The organism is Saccharothrix coeruleofusca (genome assembly GCF_014648515.1).
Taxonomy (GTDB): domain Bacteria; phylum Actinomycetota; class Actinomycetes; order Mycobacteriales; family Pseudonocardiaceae; genus Actinosynnema; species Actinosynnema coeruleofuscum.
The window spans coordinates 609,938-634,614 of sequence record NZ_BMRG01000003.1; the positions used below are offsets into that span (position 1 = coordinate 609,938).

Genomic DNA, 24,677 nt, shown 5'->3' on the forward strand with positions numbered 1-24,677 from the left:
GCCGCGCTGGCCGCCGCACCCGACCCCATCGCCACCGCCGCCGCCGGGTGGCCCTGGTTGGTCCCGGTGGTCCGCGCGGGCGCCGCGCTCGCCGCGCTGGGTTCCCTGCTGGCCCTGGTACTCGGCGTCTCCCGCACCACCCTGGCCATGGCCCGCGACGGCCACCTGCCCCGCACCCTGGCCGCGATCCACCCCCGCCACCGCGTCCCGCACCACGCCGAGATCGCCGTCGGCGTCACCGTCGCGCTGCTCGCCTCCGCCGTGGACCTGCGCGGTGCCATCGGCTTCTCCTCCTTCGCCGTGCTCGTCTACTACGCCGTCGCCAACGCCTCCGCGTGGACCCTGCGCGTCGACGAAGGCCGCCCGCCACGTGCCGTGCCGGTGGTGGGCCTGCTCGGCTGCCTGCTCCTGGCGGCCACCCTGCCCACCGCCTCCGTGCTGTCCGGGGCCGCGGTGCTGGCGCTGGGTGCCGCGGTGTGGGTGATCCGCCGCCCGCACCGCGAGGCATGACGCCTGCCGCCTGCGGTGATTTCCTTGGTGGGATTGGATATTCGCCCCACTCGTGCCGGAGGGCTGCATTAGCCTCGCCCGCGTGCAGATATCGCTCTGGGTTCCCTACGACGAGTGGCGAGCGCGTCGCCTGATCAAGTTCATGCTGCGCCCCACGGTGACGTGGATGCGCGTACTAGGTGCGGTCATAGCCGCGTACGTCGTCCTCGCTCTGCTCGTGAGCTCCATCTCTCCGTCCATCCCGCTGATCGTCCTGGGCGTGTTCTGCGTCTTCGGTTTCGAGCCGCTCATGGTCTGGTACAGCCTGCGCGCGCAGAACGCCGCCATCCGACAGGGCTACCACCTGGTCGTGGACGATGCCGGTGTCACGATGAAGGCGGAGTCCTACGAGTCGCGGTTGGCGTGGTCGACGATCCAGCGGGTCAAGGAAAAGCCCGACGCATGGTTCCTGGTGCTGAGCAAGATGCAGGCGATGGCGATCTACAAGGACCTCATGACCGAGGAGCAGCGGAGCCAGTTCGCCGCCATCCTCGCCCAGCGGCAGCCCGCCTGAGCCGACCGGCCCGGCGGGCGGACCGCCGGTGGTGCGCCCGCTACATCTGGAAACCGGCGGGCCCGCGCACCGCGGCGGCGGCCAGTTCTTCGACCCTGGCGGCGGACACCGGCACACCGGGGGCTGACTGCACCCAGGCCACGAATTCGAGCACGGTGAGACCGGACGGCGGCTGCCCCACGTAGGGGAGGGCGTACAGCGGGGTGTTGGGCTCACTGCGCCAGCTCTCCGCCAGCGTGCCCAGGTCCACCGCGTCGAAGCCCAGCACGTCCAGCAGGTCCGCCACTTCCCGCTTGGCGGCCGGGTCGTCGCCGGACAGCGGCAGCGCGGTGCGGTCGGGCGCTCCCGCCGGGCGGAACAGCTCCAGCAGTTGCTTGGGGCCGATGTTGTGCAGCGCCTTCACCACGCGGGACTCGGCGAGGTGGCGCTGCACCAGCCCGCTGGAGGTCAGCTCGTCGCGGTCGAGCTCCGGAATCCGCCACCCCGCCTTCGGCGCGTAGTTCATCGGGTCGATCACGGTCTTGCCCGCCAGCTCCGCGCGGGGCAGCCGCTCGTGGGCGGCCAGCGGCACGGCCGCGACGACCAGGTCCGCGGTGCGCGCCGTCTCGGTCGGGGTGGCGGCGCTGGCCCGCCTGCCGAGCTCGGCGACGAGGTCGGCCAGTGCCTCCGGGCCTCGCGAGTTGCTCAGCACCACGTCGAGGCCGGCGTCGACGGCGCGGCGGGCCACCCCCGCGCCGACCATCCCGGTGCCGATGATGCCGAGGACCGATGTGCTCACTGGTGTTCTCCGTTCGAATGGGCTGGCACCCATCACAGCCCGAGTGACCCTCGCCAACAATGACCGGAAACGATCGGCAGCGATCACATCGTGTGATAGATCAGAAGGGGTGGAGCTGAGGGCGCTGCAGTACTTCGTGACCGTCGCCGAGGAGCTGCACTTCGGCCGCGCGGCGCAACGGCTGCGCATCGTGCAGCCCGCGGTGAGCCAGCAGATCACCCGGCTGGAGCGCGAACTCGGCGTGCGGCTGCTGGACCGCACCTCGCGGCGGGTGCGGCTCACCCCGGCCGGTGAACGGGTGCTCGACGCGGCCCGCGAGGCGCTGGCGGCGGCCGCCCGCGTGCGGGTGGTCGCGGGCGAACCGGCAGCCGCCCTGCGGATCGGGCTCGCGTCCTGCGTCACCACGCGGGTCGACCGCGCCCTGGCCCGCCTGCGCGACGCCGAGCGCCCCGCCGAGCCGACGCTGGTCGACCTGCCGGTGGCCGCGCGCCTCGACGCCGTCCGCGACGGCGAACTGGACCTGGCGCTGGTTCGCGGCGCCGTCACGACCACGGCGGTGACAGTGGCGCGGGCATGGTCCGAACCACTGCACGCGGTGCTGTCACACGACCACCCCGCCGCGAGCAAGCCCGCGATCGGCCTGCACGACCTCGACCCGCAGGGCCTGCGGCTCCCCGCCCGCGACAACGACCCGCTGCTGCACGACGCGATCCTCGCCGTGCTGCCATCGGCCCCGCCGCGCCCACCCGCAGGGGACCTGCTCAACGTGCTGTTCGAGGTGGGCCGCCACCCGGCGGGCTGGACGCTGATGCCCGCCGAGCAACTCGCCCCGACCCGTTCGGACCGGGTGCTGTCGCTGCCGCTGGACCCGCCGGTGACCATCGACGGCCACGTGGTGACCTCGCTCGCCACGCCGAAGTCGTGCGTGGCGTCCTACGTGGCCGCGTTCGCCGATTGAGGACGATCCCCGCCAACCGGACGAGGACGGCGCGCAGCGTCGGCAGCGCGAGAAGACGAGTCGGACCACGCTCCGTGACCATGTGAACCCGCAACGCGAGGATTGCTCCGTTCAGCAGTCGACCCCGTGCCCGCCGAGGCGTCATAGTCTCTCTTCGGGTCGGGAATTGATCACTAACTCGCGGAGGGTGCTCCGCGGGCGGGGGGGCTTCACACATGCGATCGCGCATCCGTGCGCGGGGCTTTGCCCTGCGCACACTCGGTTGTGGAATCGTTCTCGCGGTGGTGGGCGTCGGGCTGGCGCCCGTGGCCGCGGGTGCCGCGCCGCAGCCGGTTCCGGACGTGGCCGCCGACGAGGCGACCGCCAAGCGGTACGCCGCACTGGGGGACAAGCCGGTGGCCAAGCCGGCCGACGGGGACCGCGAACGCGACCCGCACCTGGAAGTGATCCACAACAATGAGCCCGACCCGCCGTCCGAGATGAGCATGGAGGGCGGCAAGCTGCCGTGCCGGGTGGGAGCCGACCGGGCGTTCGTCTTCACCCGCACACCTGGGCTGAGCGCGCGGCTGTCCGACGCCGACGGAGACAGCCTCGACGGTGCGTTCAAGCTGTTCCGCGGACCGCAGGGGGCTTTCTCCCACGAGTACGCGGAGTTCCACGTCAGGAGCATCCCGTCCGGCTCGTTCGGCTCGGCGCAGGTGCCCGAGGGGTACATCACCGCGGACGACATCTACACGTGGCGTGTCCGGGCGGAGGACCGCCAGTCCCACACCTGGTCGGAGTACTGCGAATTCGAGGTGGACACCGCACGGCCCAACACACCCCTGGTGTCCTCCGCTGACTACCCGACCGAGGGCGCGCACGGCAGCGTCGGCCGCACGGGCAACTTCACGTTCCAGGTCAACGGCAACACCGGCCGCGACGGGACCATGGACGTCGTCCACTACAGCTGGTCGCTCAACGACGACGGCGCCCACAACGCTGCCGTGGCATCGGAGGACGGCACCGTCACCGTGCCGATCACGCCCACTCGCCCTGGCATCAACACGCTCTACGTGCACGCCGTCGACCGCGCGGGCAACCACTCCCTGACCAGGGCGGTCTACCGGTTCGAGGTCGCCGCGCCGACGCCCGCGTCGGCGGAGTGGAAGCTGGACGAGTCGTCGGGCGACTCGGCGGCCGACACCGGGCAGGGCAACCGACCACTGTCGCTGTCGGGCGGGGCTTCCTTCGGCCCGGCGTACGCGGCCAACGGCATGCGGCTCAACGGCACCACGGCCGTCGCGACGACGGCCACGCCCCCGGTGGACACCTCCCGCGCGTTCACGGTCTCGGCGTGGGCCAAGCTGACCCGGACCGACGGCTACTTCACGGTGCTCAGCCAGGACGGCGATCGGGTGAGCCCGTTCTACCTGCAGTACGACCCGGCGGTGGACCGGTGGCGGATCAGCGCGACGGATCGGGACGCCGACTCACCGTCGACGGTCTCGGTGAACTCCCTGAACCCGCCCGAGGTCGGTGAGTGGACGCACCTGCTGGCCACCTACGAGCCGAACAGCCGCAACGCCACCCTCTACGTCGACGGCGAACCGCAGGGCTCGGTGGCGATGAGCTTCTGGCAGGCGGGCGGCAGCCTGGTCGTCGGCGCGGCGCGGTGGAACGGCGACCGGGCCGACCACTTCCCCGGCACGGTCGACCACGTGCAGCTGTGGGACCGGGAACTCAGCGCGGCCGAGGCCGCCGAAGCGGCCAACCTGGCCGTGCCGCGCGCTCGCTACCAGCTCGACGAGCGCTCCGGCAGCACCACGCTGGACGAGATCTCCGAGCAAACCGCCACGCGGTCCGGTGGCACGTCCTGGGCGGGCGACCCTCGGGACTCGGCCGCCAGCAGGAAGAAGTGGCTGAACTTCGACTCGTCCGGGACCGGCGAGGTCACCGCACCCGCGCCCGCCGGGCTGCGGACCGACCGCTCCTACACCGTGTCGGCCTGGGTGCGCCAGGACGAGTTCGACCACCTCGCCCGCGCCGCGGTGGGCGCGGGCGACGCGCGGTACTCCCCCTTCCTGCTCGGATACCGGCCGTCGGAGGGGAAGTGGGGCTTCCTGGTGTCCAAGTCGGCGGCCACCGGTGACAGCTGGCTGGCGCTGTCCGACGCACCGGCCGAGGCGGGGCAGTGGGTGCACCTGGCGGCCACCTACGATGCCACCAGTGGCCAGATCGCCTTGTACGTCAACGGCACCGAGCAGAGCTCCTTCTCCGGCACCCCGGACGGCACGGGCGTCCAGAGCAGGGTCGCCACCGGACCGCTGTGGATCGGTCGCGGGATCTGGGAGGGGCAGAGGAACGACGTGTGGAGGGGCGACGTGGACGACGTGCGGCTCTACTCCGGCGTCCTGTCCGCGGACGAGATCGCGGTCGTGTACAGCACCACCTTCCACTTCTGATCGCATCAGGTCGGCCTCAAGCAGCGTTGTCGTGAGCGCTTGATCGCTGTCCTGGGAAAAGGGTCTTCAGGGGGTTGGGCGTGAAGCCCAACCCGAAGCTCCGCACCACGATCACGCACGGGCGTCGAAGCCCGAACCCGATACATCAGCGGCCGCAGGCGACCTCGTCCCGTTCGGCGTGCCCCGCCAGCGCGGCGCGGTGCCTGCGGTTGGCGGCCATCACCTCGTCCAGGGTGTCCCGCGCGCGTTGCAGCTCGGTGATGTGGGTGTCCAGCCGCTCCCGCTCCCTCGCCATGCTCTCCCACGCGGCGTCGGTGACGTCCGCGGTGCCCGCGTCGACGCAGGGCATGATCTCGGCGATGGTGCGGCTGGACAGCCCGGCGCTGTAGAGCCGCTGGAACAGCACGACTCGCTCCACATCGGACTCGCGGTAGAGGCGCTGTCCGCCGGAGCTGCGCTCGCTGGTGAGCAGCCCCTGCTGCTCGTAGTACCTCAGCGAGCGCACGCTCACGCCCGCCCGCGCCGCCAGCTCGCCGATCCTCATGCCGCAGACCTCCCACTACCCGGACCACACCTGATGGTGGACGTCGAACCCAGGGTAGGCGTCAGGAGGCGGTGGGCAGGCGGGTCACGAGGGCTGGTGCTGCCGGTGGGGTGCGGCGAGGTGGCCGGTCAGCCGCTCCCAGTTGCCGGACCCGATGGCGGCCTTCTCCTCGTCGGTGAACGGCGCCTGTTCGAGGAAGGACCGGGCGACGCCGCCGCTGGTGTCCAGGTGGGGGAAGCCGCCGGGGCGGGTGCCGAAGGTGTAGGGGTAGTCGGTGGAGTAGAGCATCCGGTCGGTGCCGACGACCTCGGCGGTCCAGCGCAGGTAGCGCTCGCTGACCGTGCCGCTGCCCGCGATCCAGAAGTTCTGCCGGAAGTAGTCGGCCAGCGGGCGCGGCAGCCCGGCCATCTCCCGCAGGAAGCCGACGTGGTCGAGGTAGAACAGCACGACCTCGCCCCAGTGCCCGGCGATCACCTGGAGCTCGGGGTGCCGGTCGAACACCCCGGAGAAGATCATCCGCAGGTATTGCACGCCCAGGTCGTAGTACCAGCCCAGTCCGGCGGTGGCCAGCGCCGGGCCCACGCCGTTGGGCAGCCCGGAGTAGTACGCCTCCTGGACCGCGCGCACCGGGGTCTGGGGGTGGAAGTGCAGGGGGACGCGCAGCCGCTCGGCGGTGGCGTAGAGGTCGTCGAACTCCGGCGCGTCGGCCAGTTTGTCGCCGGTGCGGCCGTAGAGCATCGCGCCCCGGAAGCCGAGTCCGATCGCGCGCTCCAGTTCGGCCGCGGCGGCTTCGGGCGCGGAGGTCGGGATGGCCGCGAACGCCTGGAACCGCCGCGGGTTGGCTTCGACGATCTCGGCGAGGGCGTCGTTGGCCTCGCGCGCGACGCTCACGGCCTCGGCGGGCGCGAGGTTCTGCACGCCCGGCGTGGACAGCGACAGCACCGCGACGTCGATGCCCTGGTCGTCCATGTCGGCGAGGCGCTGCTGGCCGACGTCGAGCAGCCGCCGGGTGACCGGGTGGTCGGGGCCGTAGACGTTGGGGCTCAGGCCCGCCTTCTCCCACGCTTCCAGCACGACGGGGAGGAGCACGTGCTCCTCAAGACCGACGATGCGCAACTTCTCGTTCATGCCGCACTCCCTGTCTTCGGGGGACAGGAAGCACTGTATCAGCGATACTAACGGTGGTAGCAACGGCATTAGTATCGCCGATAAACAGTGGTGGGCGCGGTGCGCGTCACGAACGCCTGCGCGGCCCCCCGGTCAGCACGCGCAGCACGGTGGCGGGCTTGAACAGCGTCGCCGCCGGATCGATCAGGCCGTTCACCCGCTGGAACTGCCCGGCCAGGACCGGGTCGTGCCTGGAGACGGCTTGCAGCCGCTGGATGTAGGCGCCGATGACGCGCTCGACCCTGGACTGGGGCAGGCCGAGGATCTGGCGGTCGGCGCCGACGCCCGTCCGCCACGCCTGGTCGACCCACTTGGCGGTCGCGGTGAAGAAGCGGCGGGCCAGATCGGGCCCGCCGTCGGCCAGGCTGTCGCGCAGGATGGTCGCCTGGATCGCGGCCATGGTCATGCCCTGCCCGAACAGCGGGTTGAAGCTGCAGACGCCGTCGCCGACCACGAGCAACCCGCCGGGGAACCGGCGCAGGCGCTCGTAGTACCGCCGACGGCTCATGGGAACCCGGTGCGTGCGAGCGTCGTCGAGCCACTCGGCCTGGCGGAGCGCGGCGAAGACGTGCGGCGGCGCCATGCGCTCGGCGAAGGCGAGGAACCCCTCCAGGTCGGTGGGGCTGCGCTGACCCGCGTACCCGCCCAGCGTCAGCACGTAGCGGCCCTCCTCCTGGGCGAGGAGCCCCATGGCGGTCGGGCGCTGGGGCACGGCCGACACGATGACCATGAGCAGATCCCCCAGCGCGCCCGGCGGCAGCCGCAGGTGCCTGCTGGTGTAGGTGACGTCGACGGGCACCTGCTCCTCGTCCGGCGCGTCGTACCCGAGCCGCTTCAGCCAGACCGGGGTGCGCCCACCTCGGCCGGTGGCGTCCACGACCAGGTCGGCCGGGAGGACCTCCTCGCGGCCGTCCTGCGCCGCCACCCTGACCCCGGCCACCCGGTTCCCGGAGGCGACCAGGTCGATCGCGGCGCAGCCGTCGCGGAACACCACACCGGGCATCGCGCGCACCTCGTCCCGGACGCGGCTCTCCAGATAGGGGCGGCTGGGCTGGTAGCCGGGGTGGTCCTGCGGGGGGTAGTCCTCCGGGGGGCCCTCGTACCCGAGCACCTGGCCGTTGACGTCGAACCACATCTGCGCGGGGCTCTCCACGGCGGGAACCCCGTCGGCGGCGAACTTGGCCAGCAGTCCGGGGAACAGCTCGTCGAGGATCGCCACGCCGCGCGGGAGCAGGGCGTGCGAGTGCCGCCCCTGGGGAACGCCCTTGCGGTCCAGCACGCCCACGGGCAGCGGATCGCGTTCGACGACGGTCACGTGCCGGTAGGCGTCGGCGAGCACCCTGGCGGACAACAGCCCGGCGATGCTCGCGCCCAGCACGACCGCGTGGTCGCCGACCTTCCCCATCACGCCTCCCCGGCGCGGCGGGCACCCGCTCGGCATCCGGGCGGTTCGGGCGGTACCACGGGAAAAACGCGCATGGCGGAGTGCTCCTCGGTGGGGGGATCGGCACGGTATTGATCTTCATCCTGAGGCAGCCGTCGAACGCGCGTCCAGGTCGAGTGCCCGAAGGTGCTAAATGATGGCCCCACCCGCGGCGCGGGCACTGATCAGGAATCGAGAAGCGCCGGTCGTGGTGCCGCGCCTAGCGTTCCCGTCATGACCTCCACGGACACGATCACCCTCGAAGTGGACGACCTCGCGGCCGCCGAGCGCTTCTACGCCGCCTTCGGGCTGGGGGCACTGGTCGGCCTGCGAGCCGCGCGGGAGCCGACCAGCGGCTTCCGCGGATTCGCCCTGTCGCTGCTGGTGTCCCAGCCCGCCGACGTCGACGCGCTGGTCGACGCGGCTCTGGGCGCGGGGGCGACGGCGCTCAAGCCCGCCGCGAAGTCGCTGTGGGGCTACGGCGGCACCGTGCAGGCCCCGGACGGCACGATCTGGACGGTCGCGACGTCGGCGAAGAAGGACACCGGCCCGGCCACCGGGCGGATCGACGGCGTGGTGCTCCTGCTGGGGGTCGCCGACGTGGCCGCGAGCAAGCGGTTCTACCTCGACCGAGGGCTGACCGCGGCGAAGAGCTTCGGCCGGATGTACGTCGAGTTCGCCGCCGGGCGGGGACCGGTCAAGCCGGCGCTGTACCGGCGCCGCGCGCTGGCCAAGAACGTCGGCGTCGCCCCGGAGGGCACCGGCTCGCACCGGATCGCGATCGGCGGCGCCACCGAGCCCTTCACCGACCCGGACGGGTTCGCCTGGGAGCCCGCCCCGGTGGCGGCGCGGCCCTGATGTGCCACTACCACCTGCCCGCCGAGCTGGCCGAGCAGCTGCGGGACAGCACGAGTTCCCCGACCGGACCACCCGCTGACCGCCGACCCGATGCCGACGGCACGGCGGCGCCCACCACGACCCTTGAGGAGATTCCGCGATGAGCCGCACCAAGACCAGCACGTACGAGGGGTTCACGGCCGAGGAGCGGGCCGCGATGAAGGAGCACGCCCAGGAGGTGAAGAAGGCGTCGCGCCGGACGTCGCGGGCGGAGAAGGCGGCGGAGGCGGAGCGGGACCTGCTCGCGAAAATCGCCGAGATGCCCGACGCGGACCGGGTGATCGCCGAGCGCGTGCACGCCATCGTCACGGCCAACGCCCCGATGCTCGCGCCCAAGCTCTGGTACGGGATGCCCGCCTACGCGCTGGACGGCAAGGTCGTCTGCTTCTTCCAGAGCGCGGACAAGTTCAAGACGCGCTACTCCACGCTCGGGTTCAACGACCTGGCCAAGCTGGACGACGGCGCGATGTGGCCGACGCACTTCGCCCTGGCCGAGGTGACGGCCGAGGTGGAGGAGCGCATCGCCGAGCTGGTGCGACGAGCGGTGGGCTGAGCTCGTCGCTCAGCCGATGCCCGCGGTCCACTCGGCGACCGCGCGGTGGTAGTCCGGCGCGTCGGGGGAGAAGTTGAGCGAGTGCCCGTAGCCGGGGACGACGTGGGTGCGCAGCCGGGCCTCGGGCGCGTAGAAGCGCGCTTCCGAGGCTCGCAGCGCGTCGGCCGACGAGCAGTCCGCGCCCAGTGGCGGGCCGCAGAAGTTCGCGTCGCCGCCGCCCATGACGAGCATGACCGGCACGGTGATCCGCCGCGACACCGGGATGAGGCTGCCGATCAGCACGGTGTCCACGGTCTCCGCGGGTGTGACGGTGTCCTTGGTGGCCTCGTCGAACTCGATGGCCCCGGCTTCGGTCGCGCCGGGGGTGTGGAACGAGGAGTACCGCGAGCCCGCGATGGTGGTGAGGTAGCCAGGGTCGAGGCCGCGCTCCTGGAGCCGGGGGTCGAGCACGGCCGGGACGAGGGTGGTGAACACGGGCACCGCGCCGGGGAGGTTGATCCGGTGGGTCAGCCCGGTGATGACCACGCCGTCCACGTCGCGGTGGGTGGCCGCCACGGTGGTGGCCACCGCCGAGCCGATCGAGTGGCCGACCAGCACCACCCGGTCGAACCTCGGCCGCAGCGACTGGACCACCGCGTGCACCGCCTTGGCCTGGGCGGGCACGCCGAGCAGGGCGCTGAGCGGTGTGGAGCTGCGCCCGCTGCCGAGCCGGTCCACGGCGACGGTGGCGATTCCGGCCTCGTTCATGGCCCGCCGGTACGAGAGGGTCTGCGGCGCGTGGCCGATGTCCCAGTAGGCGCTGGTGTAGGTGCCCCCAGGCACCAGCACCTGGAGCGTCCGCGCGCCCTGCGGCACGCACAGCCTGCCGTGCATCGTCTGCGCGGTCAGGCCGATCGTCACGGGCACCGCCACGTCCTGGCACGTGGTCTGCGCCGCGCCCGCCGTGCCGGGGGTCAGGCACAGCCCGGCGGTGAGCAGCACGGCGGCGCCGCAACGGCGGAAACGCGACCAGCTCAAGGGGAACGACCTCCGGCTCGCTGGGGGCCTCGCTGTGGGTGTCACTGTCGGTGTCACTGTCGGGGGACCACCGTCATCAGCATGTCGCTGGGGTAGGCGGTGGAGGTGAACTTGACGCGGACGGGCTTGTCCGGCAAGGGGACCAGCCGCCACCGCGCCGCGACGGTGGCCACGGCGATGGCGATCTCGGTCTGCGCGAACAGGTTCCCGACGCACTGGCGCGCGCCCGCGCCGAACGGGACGAACGCGCCCTTGGGGACCTCGGCGGCGCGTTCGGGCGACCAGCGGTCGGGGTCGAAGCGGTGGGGGTCGGCGAACGAGGCCGGGTCGTGGTGCAGGGCGTGCGGGCTGAAGATCACCTCGGCGCCCTCGGGCAGCGTCACGCCGCCCAGTTCGACCGGGACCAGCGCGCGTCGCATCAGGAACCAGATCGGGTACATCCGCAGCACTTCGTTGACGACCTGGTTGAGGTAGACCAGCTTCCCGACGTCGGCGAAGGCGGGGGCGCGCCCGTCCAGCACCCGGTCCACCTCGGCGTGGACGCGGCGCTCGACCTCCGGGTGCCGGGCGAGTTCGTGGAAGGTCCAGGCCAGCGCCAGCGCGGTGGTCTCGACGCCGCCGACGAGCAGCGTCAGTACCTCGTCGTGGACCTGCTGGTCGGACATGCCCGCGCCGGTGTCCGCGTCCTGGGCGTCCAGCAGCGTGGACAGCAGGTCGCCGTGGTCGACCCCGTCCTCCCGTCGCCTGCGCACCAGGTCGAGCACGATGCCGCGCATCCGGCCGATGGCCCGGTCGAACTCGCGGTTGCCGGGCAGGGGCAGCTTCCCGACCAGCGGCGGCGTCAGCGCGCGGACCATGCCGTTCCTGATCACGGTGAAGATGGAGCGGCGCACCTCGTCGATCGCGCGCCGGTCCAGCTCGGTGGAGAACAGCGCCTGGCAGGCGATGGTGACGGCGAGGGCCTGGGTGTCCCGCTCGACCGCGCGCACCTGGCCGGGGCGCCACGTCGCGGTCAGCTCGGCCGTCGCGCGGGCCATGGCCTCGGCGTAGCGGGCGACGCGGTCGCGGTGCAGCGCGGGCCGCACCATCCGGCGCTGGCGGCGGTGGAACGCCCCGTCGGAGGTGGCCAGGCCGTTGCCGAAGAACGGCCGGAACTTGTCGAACAGCGCGCCTTTGCGGAATGCGGACCCCTTCGTGACGAGCAGTTCGTGGACAAGGCGAGGATTCGTCACGAAATAGGTTCGCATCGTGCCGAGGTCGACCCGGACGACATCGCCGTTATTCCGCAAAGATGCGGTGAACTTGTGCCGCTCGCGCATCATCGGCAGGGTGTGGCCGAGTAGTGGCAGGCGGCCCGGCGCCACCGGGACGGGCATATCCGCTCCTCGCCGAGTTTTCGGGGGAGCACCACGATAGAAACCGTTCGGGTGAGGCGACAGTACCCGTTCGGGTGGCGCTGAGCCACTCGGACGGCGCAGCAGACCCACTTGGGCGGTGGCTACGATGATGCCTTCTCGGTGAAAGGGTGTTTCGCGGTGGAGCAACGCGAGTGGATTCCGCGCAGCGTCGACATCTCGGTTCCGAGCATGGCCCGCACCTACGATTTCCTGCTCGGCGGCGCGCACAATTTCGCGGTGGACCGGGAACTGGCCGCGCACGTCCAGCGCGTCATGCCCGACGCGCGTTCCGCGGCCCGCGTGAACAGGGCGTTCCTCGGCCGCGTCGTCCGGTTCATGATCGGGCGCGGGGTCCGCCAGTTCCTCGACATCGGCTCCGGCATCCCGACCGTCGCCAACGTGCACGAGGTCGCCCAGGGCGAGGATCCGCGGTGCCGGGTGGTGTACGTGGACAAGGACCCGGTCGCGGTCGCGCACAGCGAGCTGATGCTGGCGGACAACGACCACGCGACCGTCGTGCACGCCGACATGCGCGATCCGGAGTCGATCCTGGACGACCCGCGGACCCGCGCGCTGCTCGACTTCGACCAGCCCATCGGCCTGCTGCTGCTGATGATGCTGCACTGGCTGCCCGACGAGGCCGACCCGTGGCGGCTGATGGCCCGCTATCGCGACGCGCTGCCCCCCGGCAGCCACCTGGCGATCACCCACGTCACCGCCGACCACCAGGAGCGGCCGCTGGCCGAGGTGACCGACCTGATCAAGCGCAGCCGCAGCGTCGACCAGCTCACCGAGCGCCCGCACGACCGGGTGCTGGCGCTGTTCGGCGATTTCGAACTGGTCGAGCCGGGACTGGTCGGGTGCGCGCAGTGGCGGCCCACCGGACCGGGCGACATCTCCGACGCGCCGGAGATGAACATGGTCATCTACGGCGGGGTAGCCCGCAAACCCTGATCACAACGGGATTGAACCGATGTCACAGCCCCACCCCGAATCCGATGCCGCTCACGGGCAGGTTTCCCCGGACGGCGCGCGTGCGCGCGAACTGCTCGCGCGCACGTGGGCGTACCGGTTGAGCGGCGTCGCGATGATCCCGCTGTCACGGGAGGAACTGGACCGGGAACTGCGCGAGCGGCTCGACGAGCTGTGCGCGGTCCTGGTCCGCGACCCGTTCGACGCCGCCGCGGTCGAGCGGATCGGTGAACAGGTCGTCGCGCTGGGCCACGTCGCCGAGGACGGTTTGCGCCGCACCGCGGAAGTGCTCGGCAAAGGGCTCCCGGCGCTGCCCGAGCTCCAGCGGGCCGACGTGGGCGCGGACCGGATCGCCCTCGCGGTCGGCGCGCTGGCCACCGGTTTCCTGACCGCCAACCGGCGGGCCGTGTTCGAGCAGCAGGAGCGGATGCAGCTGTCCCTGCTCAAAGCGGTGCGCGACGCCAAGTGGCACCTCAAGGAGAGCGAGACGCGCTTCGAGGAGGTCGCCACGTCCTCGGCCAGCGGCATCGCGGTGGTCGACCTGGACGGGCGGCTGGTGCGGACCAACGGCGCGATCGGCGACATCCTCGGCCGCACCGCCGCCGAGCTGACCGGCACCTCCCTGTTCGACCTGGTCCACCCCGACACGGTGGGGATGCTGCGCCAGGCGATGCGGGCGGCGGTCGAGGGCGGGCAGGACCGCCTCCGGCAGTCGCAGCGGCTGCTGCGGGACAACGGCGACGTCGCCCGGATCTCGCTGACCGCGTCGCTGCTGCGCGACGCCGACGGAGCGCCGAGCCACTTCGTGGTGGTCGTCGAGGACGGCACGGAACTGGTGCTGCTGCGCAACGAGCTGAACCGGCAGGCGCTGCACGACGTGCTCACCGGCCTGCCCAACCGCCAGTTCTTCAGCACCCACCTGGAGAGCGCGGTGCGGCGGGCCGACCCCGCGCACGGCGTGACGCTGCTGCACCTGGACCTGGACGCCTTCGGCATGGTGTGCGGCAGCCTCGGGCGGCGCGCGGGCGAGCTGCTGCTGGTGCAGGTCGCGCAGCGGCTGAAGTCCCTGCTGGCGCGGGAGAAGGCGATGATCGCCCGGCTCGACGGCGACGAGTTCGCCATCCTGGTGGAGAACACCGCGACCACCCCGGACGCCGCCACGATCGCGGCGGCGGTCAACCGGCGGCTGACCGAACCCGTGCAGGTCGACGGGCACGGCCTGGCGGTGTCCGCGTCCATCGGCGTGGCCCTCGGCACCTCCCCCGACCAGGACCCGGCCGAGCTGCTGCGGGCCGCCGACCAGGCGCTGCGGCGGGCCAAGACCGGGCGGCGCGGCCAGTGGGAGCTGGTCGACCCGAGCCGGGACGCGGCGGACCGGGCGGCGCACGCGCTGGCCGTCGGCATGGCGGGCGCGTGGGAGCAGGGCCGGATCACCGTCCGCTACCGGCCCGTGGTGCGGCTGGCGGACGGGGGCCTCGCGGGCGTGGAGGCGGTGCTGCACTGGGAGCGGCCGGAAGGTGCCGTCCCGCACGAGCGGTGCGTGGCGCTGGCCGAGAGCACCGGCTTCATCCTACCGCTGGGCGAGTGGCTGCTCGGCGTCGCGGCCGGGCAGGTCCAGTGGTGGCGGCAGCGCGACGGGTCCGCCCCGCCGCTGGTCCTCGCGCTGACCGCGCACCAGGCGGTCGACGCGGACCTGGTGTCGCGGGTGGTGCGGGCGCTGGACCGCACCGGCCTGCCCGCCGACCGGTTGGTGATCGGGATGCCGGTGGGCGCGCTGGCCGTGCCCGAGGCGGCGGACAACCTCGACGTGCTGACCGAGACGGGCGTGCGGACGGCGCTGGAGGACTTCGCGCTGGGCCCGGACGACCTGGCCGCCGCGCGGGAGCACGGCGTCGGCTCGGTCCGCGTGCCCGGCCGCCTGGTCGACCTGCCGGGCAGAGCGCTGGCCGAGCACGCGGTCGCCCTGGTCCCCGCGCTGCGCGAGGCCGGGATCGAGGTCGCCGTCGACGGCGTCGCCACGGCCGAGCAGGCGGCCTGGTGGCGGGACGCGGGCGCGGACCGGGCCACCGGCCCGCACTTCGGGCCCGACCACCCGGCGGGCGGCTTCCCGTCCCGCCGGTAGCCCGCGCCTCACACCAGCGTCTCCGCGACGTAGGCGGCGGTCTCGGCGAGGAGGGCCTCGTCGTAGCGCGCGTCGGCGGTGGCCTTGCTGGACATGATCGACACGACCAGTGGAGCGGAGTCCGGGGGCCACACGACGCCGACGTCGTTGAGCGTGCCGTAGTTCCCGGTGCCGGTCTTGTTGGCCACGCGCCAGCCCGGCGGGACGCCCGCCCGGACGCGCTTGGCCCCGGCGACGCCGCGCTCCATCAGGTCGCGCAGGAAGTCGCGCTTGTCGGCGGGCAGGGCGTCGCCCAGCACGATCCGCTGGTAGTCCGCGCCGATCGCCCGCGGCGTGGTGGTGTCGCGCGGGTCGCCGGGCGCGGCCTCCACGATGTGGGGCTCGATCCGGTCCATCCGGGTGACCTCGTCGCCCAGGCCGCGCAGGTACGCCGTCAGCTCGGCAGGCCCCCCGAGGTCGCGCAGCAGCATGTTGCCCGCCGTGCCGTCGCTGAAGCGGACCGCGGCGTCGCACAGGTCGCGGATGGTCATGCCGGTGGCCACGTGCCGCCGGGTGATGGCGGAGCTGGCCATCAGGTCGGCCTCGGTGTAGGTGATCACGGTGTCCAGGTGCGACATGGGGTTGCGGTGCAGGACGGCCGCCGCGGCGAGGCCCTTGAACGTCGAGCAGAACGCGAACCGCTCGTCCGCCCGGTGGGCGATGGTCGCACCGGAGCCGGTCGCGACGGCGTGGACGCCCAGCCGCACGTCGTACCGCCGTTCGAGGTCGAACAGGCGCTCGTGCCGCTCGGGCGGTGGGGTGGTGGAGGTCGTCGGGGTGGAGGCGGGGTCGGCGGGCCGCGCGGTGGTGGCGCACCCCGCCAGCGGCAGCAGCGCGAGCGCCTTGAGCAGGGCGCGGCGGTCGGTCGGTCGTGGCGTGGTCATCGTTCCCCCTGGTGGTCGAGTGCGGGACGAGGCTGGCAGCGGGCCTGGGATGCCGTCCAAGACAGAGGAGGCCGGATCGATGCCGATCCGGCATACAACGTGGTCGGGTGGACGTCATCGCGGCACTGGAGAAGCACCTCGGGGGGCGGTTGCTCACCCGGTAACCGCGAGTCGAACCCCCGGAACCCCTGAGTTCAACGCTGGGGTCGCGTGCCTACGGCGGAGTCGACGACCAGGCGCGCGGCGGCGCGGGCCGAGGCGACGGGATCGGCGGGAACCCCGCGCAGGAGGCTGCTCAGCACCCCGTTGTAGAGCAGCAGCAGCATCGCGGCCACGGCGTCCGGATCGGCGCACCCGGCTTCCCGCGCCAGCCCGGCCAAGCGCCCGGTCACCAGCCGCGTGTCCTGCTCGACCAGGTCGAGCACCGGGTCGGCGCGGCCGTCCGGCGGGGCGGGGCGCTCGGAGGCCGTGGCCAGGAAGCAGCACCACTGGGTCGGCCCGGCCTCGGCGCGGAAGGTCTCCACGGCGTCGAAGACCGCCAGCAGGCGTCGCACCGGGGAGTCGGCCGCGGCGACGGCGGCGTCCCAGTGCCGGGTCCACTCGTCGAGGCGGCGGGCCAGCACCTCGCGCAGGAGGTTGTCCTTGCCGCCGAAGTGCTTGTAGAGCGTCACGATCGCCACGCCCGCCGAGGCGGCGACCTGGTCGACCCCGGTGACGGCGATGCCCCGCTGGAAGAACAGCGCCTCGGCGGCGTCGAGGATGCGCTCCCTGGGGTGCGGGGGAGTGGCCACGCTCCTAGCATAACGCTCGTTACGCCATAACGATCGTTATACCGAATGGGGTGCCAGCGTGGTGGTGACCGACGCACGACGCCGAAGCGGTTCCGGCCTGGGGACCGCGGTGGCGGGGATGTCGCTGATCGCCGCCACCTACGGGATGGCCCGCTTCGGGGTCGGCCTGTTCGCGCCCCGGCTGGCCGCGCAGCGCCCGGACCTGGCCGGTGTGCTGGGGTGGGCCGCGGCCGCGCAGTTCACCTCCTACTGCCTGGCCGCCGCGGTGGCCGCCCGGTTCGCCGACCGGCGCCCCCGCGCCGCCGTGCTCCTCGCGGGCGCCACCGCGACCGCCGGGTGCCTGGGCGTGGCGGTGGCCTCGGCCCCGGCCGCGTTCGTGCTCGCGGTCTTCGTCGGCGGGATGGGCGGCGCGTTCGCCTCGCCCGCCCTGGTGCCGATCGTCGACGCGGTGGTGACCCGCCGCGCGACCGCCACCGGGCAGTCGCTGGTCAACTCGGGGACGGCGGTGGGCGTGATCGGCGCGGGCCTGGTCGCCCCGGTCGCCGCTTCGGTCGGCCCGGCGTGGGTGTGCATGGCGCTGGTGTGCGCGGTCACCGCGCTGGCCACCTGGTACCCGGTGCGGGCGCGCGCCGACCTGGCCTCTCCGGCGTCCCCGGCCGCGCTGTCCGCGTGGCGGTCGCTGGTCCTGCCGGGGGCCGCCGCGGTGCTCGCCGGGGCGGGCTCGGCCCTGGTCTGGACGTTCGGGCCGCTGCTGGTCACCGGCGCGGGCGCGGTGCGCCCCGACCGGGTGGGCTGGCTGTGGATCGCGCTGGGGGCGGGAGGGGTGCTCGGCACGCTGACGGGCGTGCTGGTCGAGCGCTGGGGCAGGCGGACCGGCTGGTGCGTGTGCGCCGCCGCGCTGGCCCTGGCCTGCGCCGCGCTGGCGCTGTCCACCGCCTCGGGCGCGGCCTGGGCGGCCTACGCCTGCATGGCGGTCTTCGGCGCGGGCTACATGGGGCTGTCCGGCGTGCTCGTGCTCTGGGCGCGGCGGGTCCGTCCCGACGCCGCCGGAGCGGGCACCTCGGTGCTGTTCATCGCACTGGCCACCGGTCAGGCCCTCGGGTCCGCCGGGTTCGGGCTCATCCAGGGGACGCTGAGCGCGGTGGCCGTGGCGCTCGTGGCCGCGGGCCTGTGCGCCCTCGGCGGTCTGGTCGTCCTGGTGCCGCGGAGCCCGAGGGCGGCGTGACGCCGCCGTCCGGGACAGCGGCGGATCGCCGCCGACCTCGCGGATAGGTTGGGCGGGTGGACGTCATCGCGGCCTGCAAGGCATTCGTCGCCGTGAGCGGGCACGGCAGCTTCACCGTCGGCGCGGCGGCGGCGCGCATCCCGCAGTCCGTCGCGAGCAGGCGCGTCGCGGCCCTGGAGAAGCACCTCGGGGTCGAGCTGCTCACCCGGTCCTCGCGCAGCGTCGCGCTGACCCCGTTCGGCCGGGAGGTGCTGCCCTCGGCGCGGCGACTGGTCGAGCTGGCCGAGGCGCTGGAGCACGACGCCGCGCAGGCCAGGCTGCGCCCCTTCCGGCTGGCCGTGCCGGAGGTCTGCGGCCCGCGCCCGCTGGCCGCGCTGGTCGCCGGGGCCAGGGCGCATGACCTGAACCTCGACCCGCGCCCGGCCGCGCCGCGGCGGCGCGCCGAACTCGCCCGCACGCTGGAGGTGCGCGCGGCCGTGGTCGCCGTGCCGCCCGACGACGGCGCGTGGCGGGTGCCGCTGGGCCTGGCGGGCCACACCGACCCCGGCGACGCGCCCGCGATCTACCTGGAGTCGCTGCGCGCGGGCCGCGCCGAGCGGACCGCCCGGCGACGCCGGGTGCTGATCCAGGCCGAGGACGACGTGCCGCACGTGCGGGACCGCGTCCGGCGGCTCGGGCACGCCGTGGGGCTGCAACCCGCCCAGGTCGTGGTGGCCGGTTCGCTGGTCGCGGCGGTGGCCGAGGTGCTGGCCTCGGACGACCTGCTGCTCTGCGCGCGCGGCCAGGCCGAGGAGCTGGGCCTGCACTGGCGGCCCGTCGGCGAGCTGGACGCGGCGCGCGGCTACGACGTCACCGCCCGCTCGCGCGAGGACGGCAGGCGGGTCCGGGCGCTGCCGCCCGCGCTGATCGGGCGCTGCCTCGGCGTGCCGGAGGGGGAACCGGGATGGGCGTGAGCAGGGTGCTGCGCGAAGCCGGGCAGGCGCTCGACGAGGCGGGCCTGCGCGGCTCGTTCCTGGTCCGCGACCTGGACACCGGCGACGAGCTGGGCATCGACGCCGACGCCGAGTACCCGGTCGCGTCGCTGGTGAAGGTGCCGCTCGCGGTCGCCACCCTGGAGCGGATCGCGCGCGGCGAGCTCGACCCGGCCACGCCGGTCCGCGTGCCACCCGGTCGCGGCACGACGCCCGGCCCGGTCGGCCTGAGCAAGTTCCGCCACCCCGCCGTGATCGCGCTGGAGGACCTGCTGCACCTGAGCACGTCGCTGAGCGACAACGCCGCGGCCGACGCCCTGTTCGCCCTCACCCCGCCCGCCGCGGTCACCGCCGAGCTGCGGCGGCTCGGCCACGACGGCATCACCGTGCGCCACCTCATGGCGGAGCTGGTGGACACCCCGGCCGAGCGGTTCCCCCGCGCCGAGGTCCACCTGGCGCACTCGCTGGCCATCACCGCCGGGACGGCGGGCCACGGCCACCCGGTGCCCCAGCTCGACGTCAGCCGCGCCAACACCGGCTCCGCCCGCGCGTTCGCGGACCTGCTGCACGGCCTGTGGCGGCCTACGACCGTGCGGCCCGCCGTGGCCGCCAGGGTGCGCGAGCTGATGGGCGACAACGTCATGCGGCACCGGCTGGCACCGGACTTCGCGTCCGACTCGGCGCGCTGGTCGTCCAAGACCGGCACGCTGCTCAACCTGCGGCACGAGGTGGGCGTGGTCGAGCACGACGACGGGCGGGCGTTCGCCGTCGCCGCGCTCACCGAGTCCCGCGTGCCCGCCGCCGTGCAGCCCGGCGCGGAGGCGCTGATGGCGCACGTCGCCCGGATGCTGCGCGACGCGGTCCGGATGGGCTGAGCGGACCGCGTCGCGCCCAGGGGTCAGCCCTCCTTGATGGCCCTCAACCCGTACAGCAGCGGGATGCGGGGCTCGTCGTCGGGCAGCGCCCACCAACCGCTGTCGGTGCGCACCATCCGCGGCCAGCGCGGCCAGGGCAGCAGCTCGCTCTCGGTCAGCCGGTCGACGCGGAAACCCGCGGCGACCAGGGAGGTCACCACCTCCCCGAGGCCGTGCGCCCACTCGTAGTTCACCGGGTCCGACGCCAGCGGCGGCCCGTCGGTGTAGGTGTGGGTGCCGTCGTGCTCGATCGCGCCCCGGCCTTCGAGGTAGTCGTGGCGCAGCAGCAGGTCCGGCGTGTCCCCCGGCGCGGGCGAGGGGCCCAGCGAGGTGAGCAGGGGGTGGAACTCCGCGATGTAGAGCAAGCCCCCCGGCTTGAGCAGCCCGAGGACGACGTCGGCCCAGCGGCGCAGGTCCGGCAGGTAGCACAGGGCGCCCTTGCCGGTGTAGACGACGTCGAAGCGCCCGGTGCCCAGCGCCGCCGCGGCGTCGTGGACGTCGGCGTGCACGTACTCGACCGGCAAGCCCGCCTCGGCGGCGATGCGGCGCGCCTCGGCGACGGCGTTGGCGGAGAAGTCCAGCCCGGTGGTGCGCGCCCCCTTGATGGCGAAGGCCATCGTCTCCACGCCCAGGTGGCACTGCAGGTGCGCGACCTCCCGACCGGCCAGCTCACCCAGGTCGGCCCACTCGAACGGGGCGAACCAGCCCAGCGGGTCGCGGGTGCCGATGCCGTAGAACCGGCTGGCCACGTGGATGGGGGTCCGGGCGTCCCAGTTGCGCCGGTTGGCGTCGATCTTGGCCTGGACATCGCGGGGGAACGGCACGCGGTCAGCTCTACCACAGCGGCGGCCCGGCCGAGGGCCCGTCGGCGCGGGATCACCCGGTGGGCAGTCCACCGGGGCGGCCCACCGGGGTGGCTCAGCCGGGCACGTCCACGCGCTGCGTGCCGATGACCGACAGCAGCCGCAGCGCCTCCTCCGACGACGAGCCGGGCACGGCGGTGTAGATCACCACCTGCTGGTCCCGGTCGGCGATGTCGAGCGCGTCGCAGTTGAGGGTGATCGGGCCGACCAGCGGGTGCTGGAAGGTCTTGCGCAGGGTCGGCACGGCGGACACGTCGTGCGAGTGCCACAGCCGGGTGAACTCCTCGCTGCCCGCGAGGAGTTCGGCCACCAGCCCGGCCACCTCGGGGTCGTCGGGGTAGCGGGCGGCGGTGGCGCGCAGCCGCCGGGCCGCGTGGCGGGCGAACTCGTCCGGGTCCGACGCCCCGTACAAGCGCCGGCCACCGGGACGCGGGTCGAGGAACGCCCGGCGCACCAGGTTGCGGTCACGCCGGGACAGCGCGGAGAAGTCCTCCATCAGCGCCGCCGCCAGGTCGTTCCAGGCGATGACCTCCAGCGTCGCGGAGGTCACGAACGCGGCGGCCCGCGGCAGCCGGTCCAGCAGGTCCAGGATGCTCTGCCGCACCTCGCGCGAAGGCCCCGGCGCGGGAGCGGGCGGCGCCCCCGCGAGGTGGTGCAGGTGGGCGCGCTCGACGTCGGACAGGCGCAGCGCCCTGGCCAGCCCGGCCAGCACCTCGCGCGACGGGCGCGGGCCGCGTGCCTGCTCCAGCCGCGCGTAGTACTCGGCGGAGATGAACGCCAGCTGCGCCACCTCCTCGCGCCGCAGGCCGGGGGTGCGGCGGCGCGGTCCGGCGGGCAGCCCCACGTCGGCGGGGGCGATCCGCTCGCGCCTGCTGCGCAGGAAGTCGGCCAGTTCGCGTCTGTCCACGCGCCCAGTGTCCGCGTGCCCGCCCGGCTCAGCCAGGCATCGCCGGTACCTGGCTGAGCCCCGTGGACCGGCGCAGGCTCGTCGTCATGAACAACACGACGTCCACCACTTCGGGCCTGCTCGCGGGCAAGGTCGCTCTCATCACCGGCGCGGGGCGCGGCATCGGCGCCGCCTCGGCGCGGCTGTTCGCCGGGGAAGGCGCTCGCGTGCTGCTCGCGGCCCGCACGCAGGACCAGCTCAAGGCGGTGACCGAGGAGATCAGGGCCGAGGGCGGCACCGCGGACTACGTGCTGTGCGACCTGGCCGACCCCGCGAGCGTGCGGGCCGCCGTGAACCGCGCCGTCGAGCTGTACGGCCGACTCGACGTGGCCTTCAACAACGGCGCGACCGTTGTTCCGCCCGGCCCGCTGGACCAGGCGCAGGAAGCCGACTTCGACTACGTCTACCAGGTCAACCTCAGGGGCGTGTGGCTGGCCATGACCGCCGAGATCGCCGCCATCCGGGCCACGGCGGGCACCGGGGCCATCGTCAACAACTCCAGCGTCGGCAGCCTGCGGGCCAACCCCGAACTGCCCGCCTACGGGGCGATGAAGCGCGCGGTCAACAGCCTCACCGAGTCCGCGGCGGTCACCTACGGCCCCGAGGGCATCCGCGTCAACGCCGTCGCCCCCGGCGGCACGGACACCGAGATGATCCGCGAGTGGGACGCCCACTCGCCCGGCCTGGTGGAACGGCTCACCCCGCACATCCCGCTGCGCCGCATGGCCCGGCCCGCCGAGATCGCCGAGGCCGCCGCCTGGCTGCTCAGCGACCGCGCCTCCTACGTGACCGGCGCGATCCTCCAGGTCGACGGCGGCAGCGGCGCCTGATCAGCGCGGACTCCGGTCGCGCAGGACGAGCCCGCACGCGACGCCCAGCAGGGCGACCAGCACCAGCGCCAGGAACAGCTGCGCGTGCAGGCCGAGCACGGACGCCGTCCGGTCGGCGAACTCCGGGTCGTTGACGGCGGTGCCGGGGAACAGCGCCGCGACGAACATGCCCAACCAGGGCGTGGAGACGACCGCCGCGGCCCAGAGCACCCGCGCGCGGGTGGCGCCCCTGCCGAGGGCGAGCGCGAGACCGATCGCGCCCAGCAGCACCGACATCGCCACGTACTGCACGTCGTGGAACCTCGCGTGCGGCGGCCAGTTGTCGTTGAAGGCGTGCTGGGCCGCCGAGGCCGGGATGACCACGTCGGCCAGCACCGCGCCGACGGCGGTGATCAGGGCGACCGCGGCGATGACCAGTTTCGCGACGCGCATGGTTCGGGCCTTCCCGGACGTGGTTCGGCGACGGGGAGTCCGGCGGGTGCCGGACTCCCCGCACAGCAGGCCGCAGAGCCGGGCCCGGCACAAGAGGAAAACGCGCAGCGCTTCGGCGGGCGCTTCCGGAGGGCTCAGAAGCGTTCGTAGCGGAACGCGGCCAGGGCGTCACCGCGGTCCTCGCCGAGGACTTCGGCCGCCACCAGGTCACCGGCGTGCAGGCACAGCGTCGCGCCGCTGTGCGAGACGGCGAAGTGGAAGTTGGGCAGCGCGGCCACCCGCCCCAGCACCGGCAGGCCGTCACCGGGGATGGGCCGCTCGCCGACCCGGACGCTCTCGGCGGACACGTCCCGCAGGCCGGGGTAGAGCGCCTGGCCCGCCGCCAGCACCTGCTCCACCGCCCAGTGGTCGACGCCGATCCCGCCGTTCTCGGACGCGGCCCCGTCGAGCTCCTCGGTGTGCAGCAGGAGACGCCCGCCGCCGTCGGGGCGCAGGTGGACGTGCGGGGCGTGCACGACCCTGGCCAGCGAGACCGCGACCGGCGAGGTGCAGACGAGCACGCCTCGGGTGTTGCGCATCGGCAGGTCCAGGCCCGCCAGTTCGGCGATCCGAGCGGCCTGCGGACCCGCGCAGTTCACGACCGCGTCGGCGGGGAGCCGCCGTCCCGAGGCGAGGTGGACGGCGCGCACCGCCCCGGCGGCCACGTCCAGCCCGGTCACCGCGTCGTCGCGGACCAACCACGCGCCACGGCCGCCCGCGCGGGACAGGAGGTGGCCGATCAGGCGGGTCGGCTCGACCCAGCCTTCGCGCGGGAAGAAGGCGATCCCGTCCGAGGGCAGCTCGGCGGGGTCGATGTCCGGTTCCAGCCGCAGCACCTCGGCGCGGGTGAGCCAGCGCGCCTCGTAGCCGTAGTCCAGCACCCCGGAGACCTTGGCGCGTAACTCGCCGAGCCCGGACTCGTCGGTCCACTCCAGGTTGCCGCCCTCGTGGTACCAGTCGCTGCCGGGCACTTCGGCGGCCAGGGCGCGGTGCGCCTCCATGCCCGCGACGCTGAGGTCGTGGTACGAGCGCGGCTGCTTGCCGCAGGAGTTGATCCACGAGAACGTCGCACCCGACGTGCCGCTCGCGGGCGCGCCCGCGTCCACGACGGTGACGCGGGCTCCCCGCCGCGCCAGCGAGGCGGTCACGGCTGCGCCGTAGACACCCGCACCGATGACGACCACGTGCTCGACCATGCTGCTCCCCTTCGTGCCGGAGGTGGGGTGACACCCAAGCACGCATCGGTGGCAGCCGGTCCGGAAAAGCCGCTCGGCGTGGCGGCACGTCCACAGTGGAGGAGCAACGGCCCGCCGCCTCCGATTCCGCAATGCGCAGACCGAATGGCGCACGATGAAGCCCCTATTGGCCGCCGCAACTTCGTCTTGGAGTTACTTCGAAAATCTGAATG

24 protein-coding genes are annotated in these 24,677 nt (G+C 73.6%); 12 read left to right on the plus strand and 12 right to left on the minus strand.

Annotated features, from left to right (window positions below; genetic code table 11):
* The coding region (locus tag IEZ00_RS36460) for an amino acid permease (RefSeq protein WP_229795427.1) at window positions 1-510 on the plus strand (510 nt) is incomplete at its 5' end.
* An 82-nt stretch (window positions 511-592) separates the two neighbouring features.
* Complete coding sequence (locus IEZ00_RS11455; protein WP_189223155.1) at window positions 593-1,063, plus strand: YcxB family protein; 471 nt, start codon at window positions 593-595, stop codon at window positions 1,061-1,063.
* A 40-nt stretch (window positions 1,064-1,103) separates the two neighbouring features.
* On the opposite strand, the gene IEZ00_RS11460 is transcribed toward IEZ00_RS11455, so the two are convergent.
* Window positions 1,104-1,841 carry an NADPH-dependent F420 reductase gene (locus IEZ00_RS11460; protein ID WP_229795428.1) on the minus strand — a complete coding sequence of 246 codons (738 nt, stop codon included), beginning with the start codon at window positions 1,839-1,841 and terminating at the stop codon, window positions 1,104-1,106.
* A 109-nt stretch (window positions 1,842-1,950) separates the two neighbouring features.
* Here IEZ00_RS11460 and IEZ00_RS11465 point away from each other — a divergent pair, with 109 nt between their 5' ends.
* Both IEZ00_RS11465 and IEZ00_RS11470 read left to right on the plus strand, forming a co-directional pair.
* Entirely contained in the window at window positions 1,951-2,799 is an 849-nt protein-coding gene (locus tag IEZ00_RS11465) for a LysR family transcriptional regulator (RefSeq protein WP_189223157.1), read from the plus strand.
* A gap of 281 nt (window positions 2,800-3,080) precedes the next feature.
* Window positions 3,081-5,243: a LamG domain-containing protein gene (locus IEZ00_RS11470; RefSeq protein ID WP_189223158.1), complete on the plus strand. Its 2,163-nt coding sequence runs from the start codon at window positions 3,081-3,083 to the stop codon at window positions 5,241-5,243.
* A 145-nt stretch (window positions 5,244-5,388) separates the two neighbouring features.
* On the opposite strand, the gene IEZ00_RS11475 is transcribed toward IEZ00_RS11470, so the two are convergent.
* The 3 genes from IEZ00_RS11475 to IEZ00_RS11485 all read right to left on the minus strand — a co-directional run bounded on the left by IEZ00_RS11475 (window position 5,389) and on the right by IEZ00_RS11485 (window position 8,359).
* Complete coding sequence (locus tag IEZ00_RS11475; RefSeq protein WP_189223159.1) at window positions 5,389-5,787, minus strand: MerR family transcriptional regulator; 399 nt, start codon at window positions 5,785-5,787, stop codon at window positions 5,389-5,391.
* A gap of 84 nt (window positions 5,788-5,871) precedes the next feature.
* Window positions 5,872-6,915: an amidohydrolase family protein gene (locus IEZ00_RS11480; protein WP_189223160.1), complete on the minus strand. Its 1,044-nt coding sequence runs from the start codon at window positions 6,913-6,915 to the stop codon at window positions 5,872-5,874.
* A 106-nt stretch (window positions 6,916-7,021) separates the two neighbouring features.
* Window positions 7,022-8,359, minus strand: coding sequence for an FAD-dependent oxidoreductase (locus IEZ00_RS11485; protein ID WP_189223161.1), 1,338 nt, complete (start codon window positions 8,357-8,359; stop codon window positions 7,022-7,024).
* 252 nt (window positions 8,360-8,611) lie between these two features.
* Here IEZ00_RS11485 and IEZ00_RS11490 point away from each other — a divergent pair, with 252 nt between their 5' ends.
* A complete protein-coding gene (locus tag IEZ00_RS11490) occupies window positions 8,612-9,235 on the plus strand; it encodes a VOC family protein (protein ID WP_189223162.1) in 624 nt (207 codons plus the stop codon).
* 139 nt (window positions 9,236-9,374) lie between these two features.
* Entirely contained in the window at window positions 9,375-9,827 is a 453-nt protein-coding gene (locus tag IEZ00_RS11495) for an iron chaperone (RefSeq protein WP_189223163.1), read from the plus strand.
* A 9-nt stretch (window positions 9,828-9,836) separates the two neighbouring features.
* Here IEZ00_RS11495 and IEZ00_RS11500 read toward each other — a convergent pair whose 3' ends face one another.
* Entirely contained in the window at window positions 9,837-10,844 is a 1,008-nt protein-coding gene (locus IEZ00_RS11500) for an alpha/beta hydrolase (RefSeq protein ID WP_229795430.1), read from the minus strand.
* Window positions 10,845-10,897: 53 nt separating this feature from the next.
* Window positions 10,898-12,220: a cytochrome P450 gene (locus IEZ00_RS11505; RefSeq protein ID WP_189223164.1), complete on the minus strand. Its 1,323-nt coding sequence runs from the start codon at window positions 12,218-12,220 to the stop codon at window positions 10,898-10,900.
* A gap of 159 nt (window positions 12,221-12,379) precedes the next feature.
* Between IEZ00_RS11505 and IEZ00_RS11510 the strand changes: the two genes are divergently transcribed.
* Together IEZ00_RS11510 and IEZ00_RS11515 are read left to right on the plus strand one after the other, a co-directional pair.
* Window positions 12,380-13,195: an SAM-dependent methyltransferase gene (locus IEZ00_RS11510; protein WP_268248686.1), complete on the plus strand. Its 816-nt coding sequence runs from the start codon at window positions 12,380-12,382 to the stop codon at window positions 13,193-13,195.
* Between the two features lie 19 nt (window positions 13,196-13,214).
* Entirely contained in the window at window positions 13,215-15,335 is a 2,121-nt protein-coding gene (locus IEZ00_RS11515; RefSeq protein ID WP_189223165.1) for a putative bifunctional diguanylate cyclase/phosphodiesterase, read from the plus strand.
* Window positions 15,336-15,343: 8 nt separating this feature from the next.
* Here the strand turns inward: IEZ00_RS11515 and bla are convergent, their stop codons facing one another.
* Both bla and IEZ00_RS11525 read right to left on the minus strand, forming a co-directional pair.
* Window positions 15,344-16,258: a class A beta-lactamase gene (bla, locus tag IEZ00_RS11520; protein WP_189223166.1), complete on the minus strand. Its 915-nt coding sequence runs from the start codon at window positions 16,256-16,258 to the stop codon at window positions 15,344-15,346.
* Between the two features lie 194 nt (window positions 16,259-16,452).
* The gene (locus tag IEZ00_RS11525; RefSeq protein ID WP_189223167.1) at window positions 16,453-17,049 is read right to left on the minus strand and encodes a TetR/AcrR family transcriptional regulator; all 597 of its coding nucleotides are present in this window, start codon (window positions 17,047-17,049) and stop codon (window positions 16,453-16,455) included.
* Between the two features lie 64 nt (window positions 17,050-17,113).
* On the opposite strand from IEZ00_RS11525, the gene IEZ00_RS11530 reads away from it, so the two are divergent.
* From IEZ00_RS11530 to IEZ00_RS11540, 3 genes are read left to right on the plus strand one after another with little or no spacing between them, the layout of a single operon-like run.
* A complete protein-coding gene (locus tag IEZ00_RS11530) occupies window positions 17,114-18,274 on the plus strand; it encodes an MFS transporter (RefSeq protein WP_189223168.1) in 1,161 nt (386 codons plus the stop codon).
* Between the two features lie 56 nt (window positions 18,275-18,330).
* Window positions 18,331-19,227, plus strand: a complete 897-nt coding sequence (locus IEZ00_RS11535) for a LysR family transcriptional regulator (RefSeq protein ID WP_189223169.1) — start codon at window positions 18,331-18,333, stop codon at window positions 19,225-19,227.
* Window positions 19,218-20,120 (plus strand): serine hydrolase, encoded by a 903-nt coding sequence (locus IEZ00_RS11540; RefSeq protein ID WP_189223170.1) that lies wholly within the window; start codon window positions 19,218-19,220, stop codon window positions 20,118-20,120. Before IEZ00_RS11535 ends, IEZ00_RS11540 begins: the two co-directional genes overlap by 10 nt.
* 23 nt (window positions 20,121-20,143) lie before the next feature.
* Here the strand turns inward: IEZ00_RS11540 and IEZ00_RS11545 are convergent, their stop codons facing one another.
* Window positions 20,144-20,983, minus strand: coding sequence for a methyltransferase (locus IEZ00_RS11545; protein WP_189223171.1), 840 nt, complete (start codon window positions 20,981-20,983; stop codon window positions 20,144-20,146).
* A 94-nt stretch (window positions 20,984-21,077) separates the two neighbouring features.
* Window positions 21,078-21,929 (minus strand): helix-turn-helix transcriptional regulator, encoded by an 852-nt coding sequence (locus IEZ00_RS11550; protein ID WP_189223172.1) that lies wholly within the window; start codon window positions 21,927-21,929, stop codon window positions 21,078-21,080.
* A gap of 86 nt (window positions 21,930-22,015) precedes the next feature.
* Between IEZ00_RS11550 and IEZ00_RS11555 the strand changes: the two genes are divergently transcribed.
* The gene (locus tag IEZ00_RS11555) at window positions 22,016-22,798 is read left to right on the plus strand and encodes an SDR family NAD(P)-dependent oxidoreductase (RefSeq protein ID WP_189223173.1); all 783 of its coding nucleotides are present in this window, start codon (window positions 22,016-22,018) and stop codon (window positions 22,796-22,798) included.
* On the opposite strand, the gene IEZ00_RS11560 is transcribed toward IEZ00_RS11555, so the two are convergent.
* Entirely contained in the window at window positions 22,799-23,230 is a 432-nt protein-coding gene (locus IEZ00_RS11560) for a hypothetical protein (protein ID WP_189223174.1), read from the minus strand.
* 134 nt (window positions 23,231-23,364) lie between these two features.
* Window positions 23,365-24,465 (minus strand): NAD(P)/FAD-dependent oxidoreductase, encoded by a 1,101-nt coding sequence (locus IEZ00_RS11565; RefSeq protein WP_189223175.1) that lies wholly within the window; start codon window positions 24,463-24,465, stop codon window positions 23,365-23,367.
* Between the last annotated feature and the right edge of the window lie 212 nt (window positions 24,466-24,677).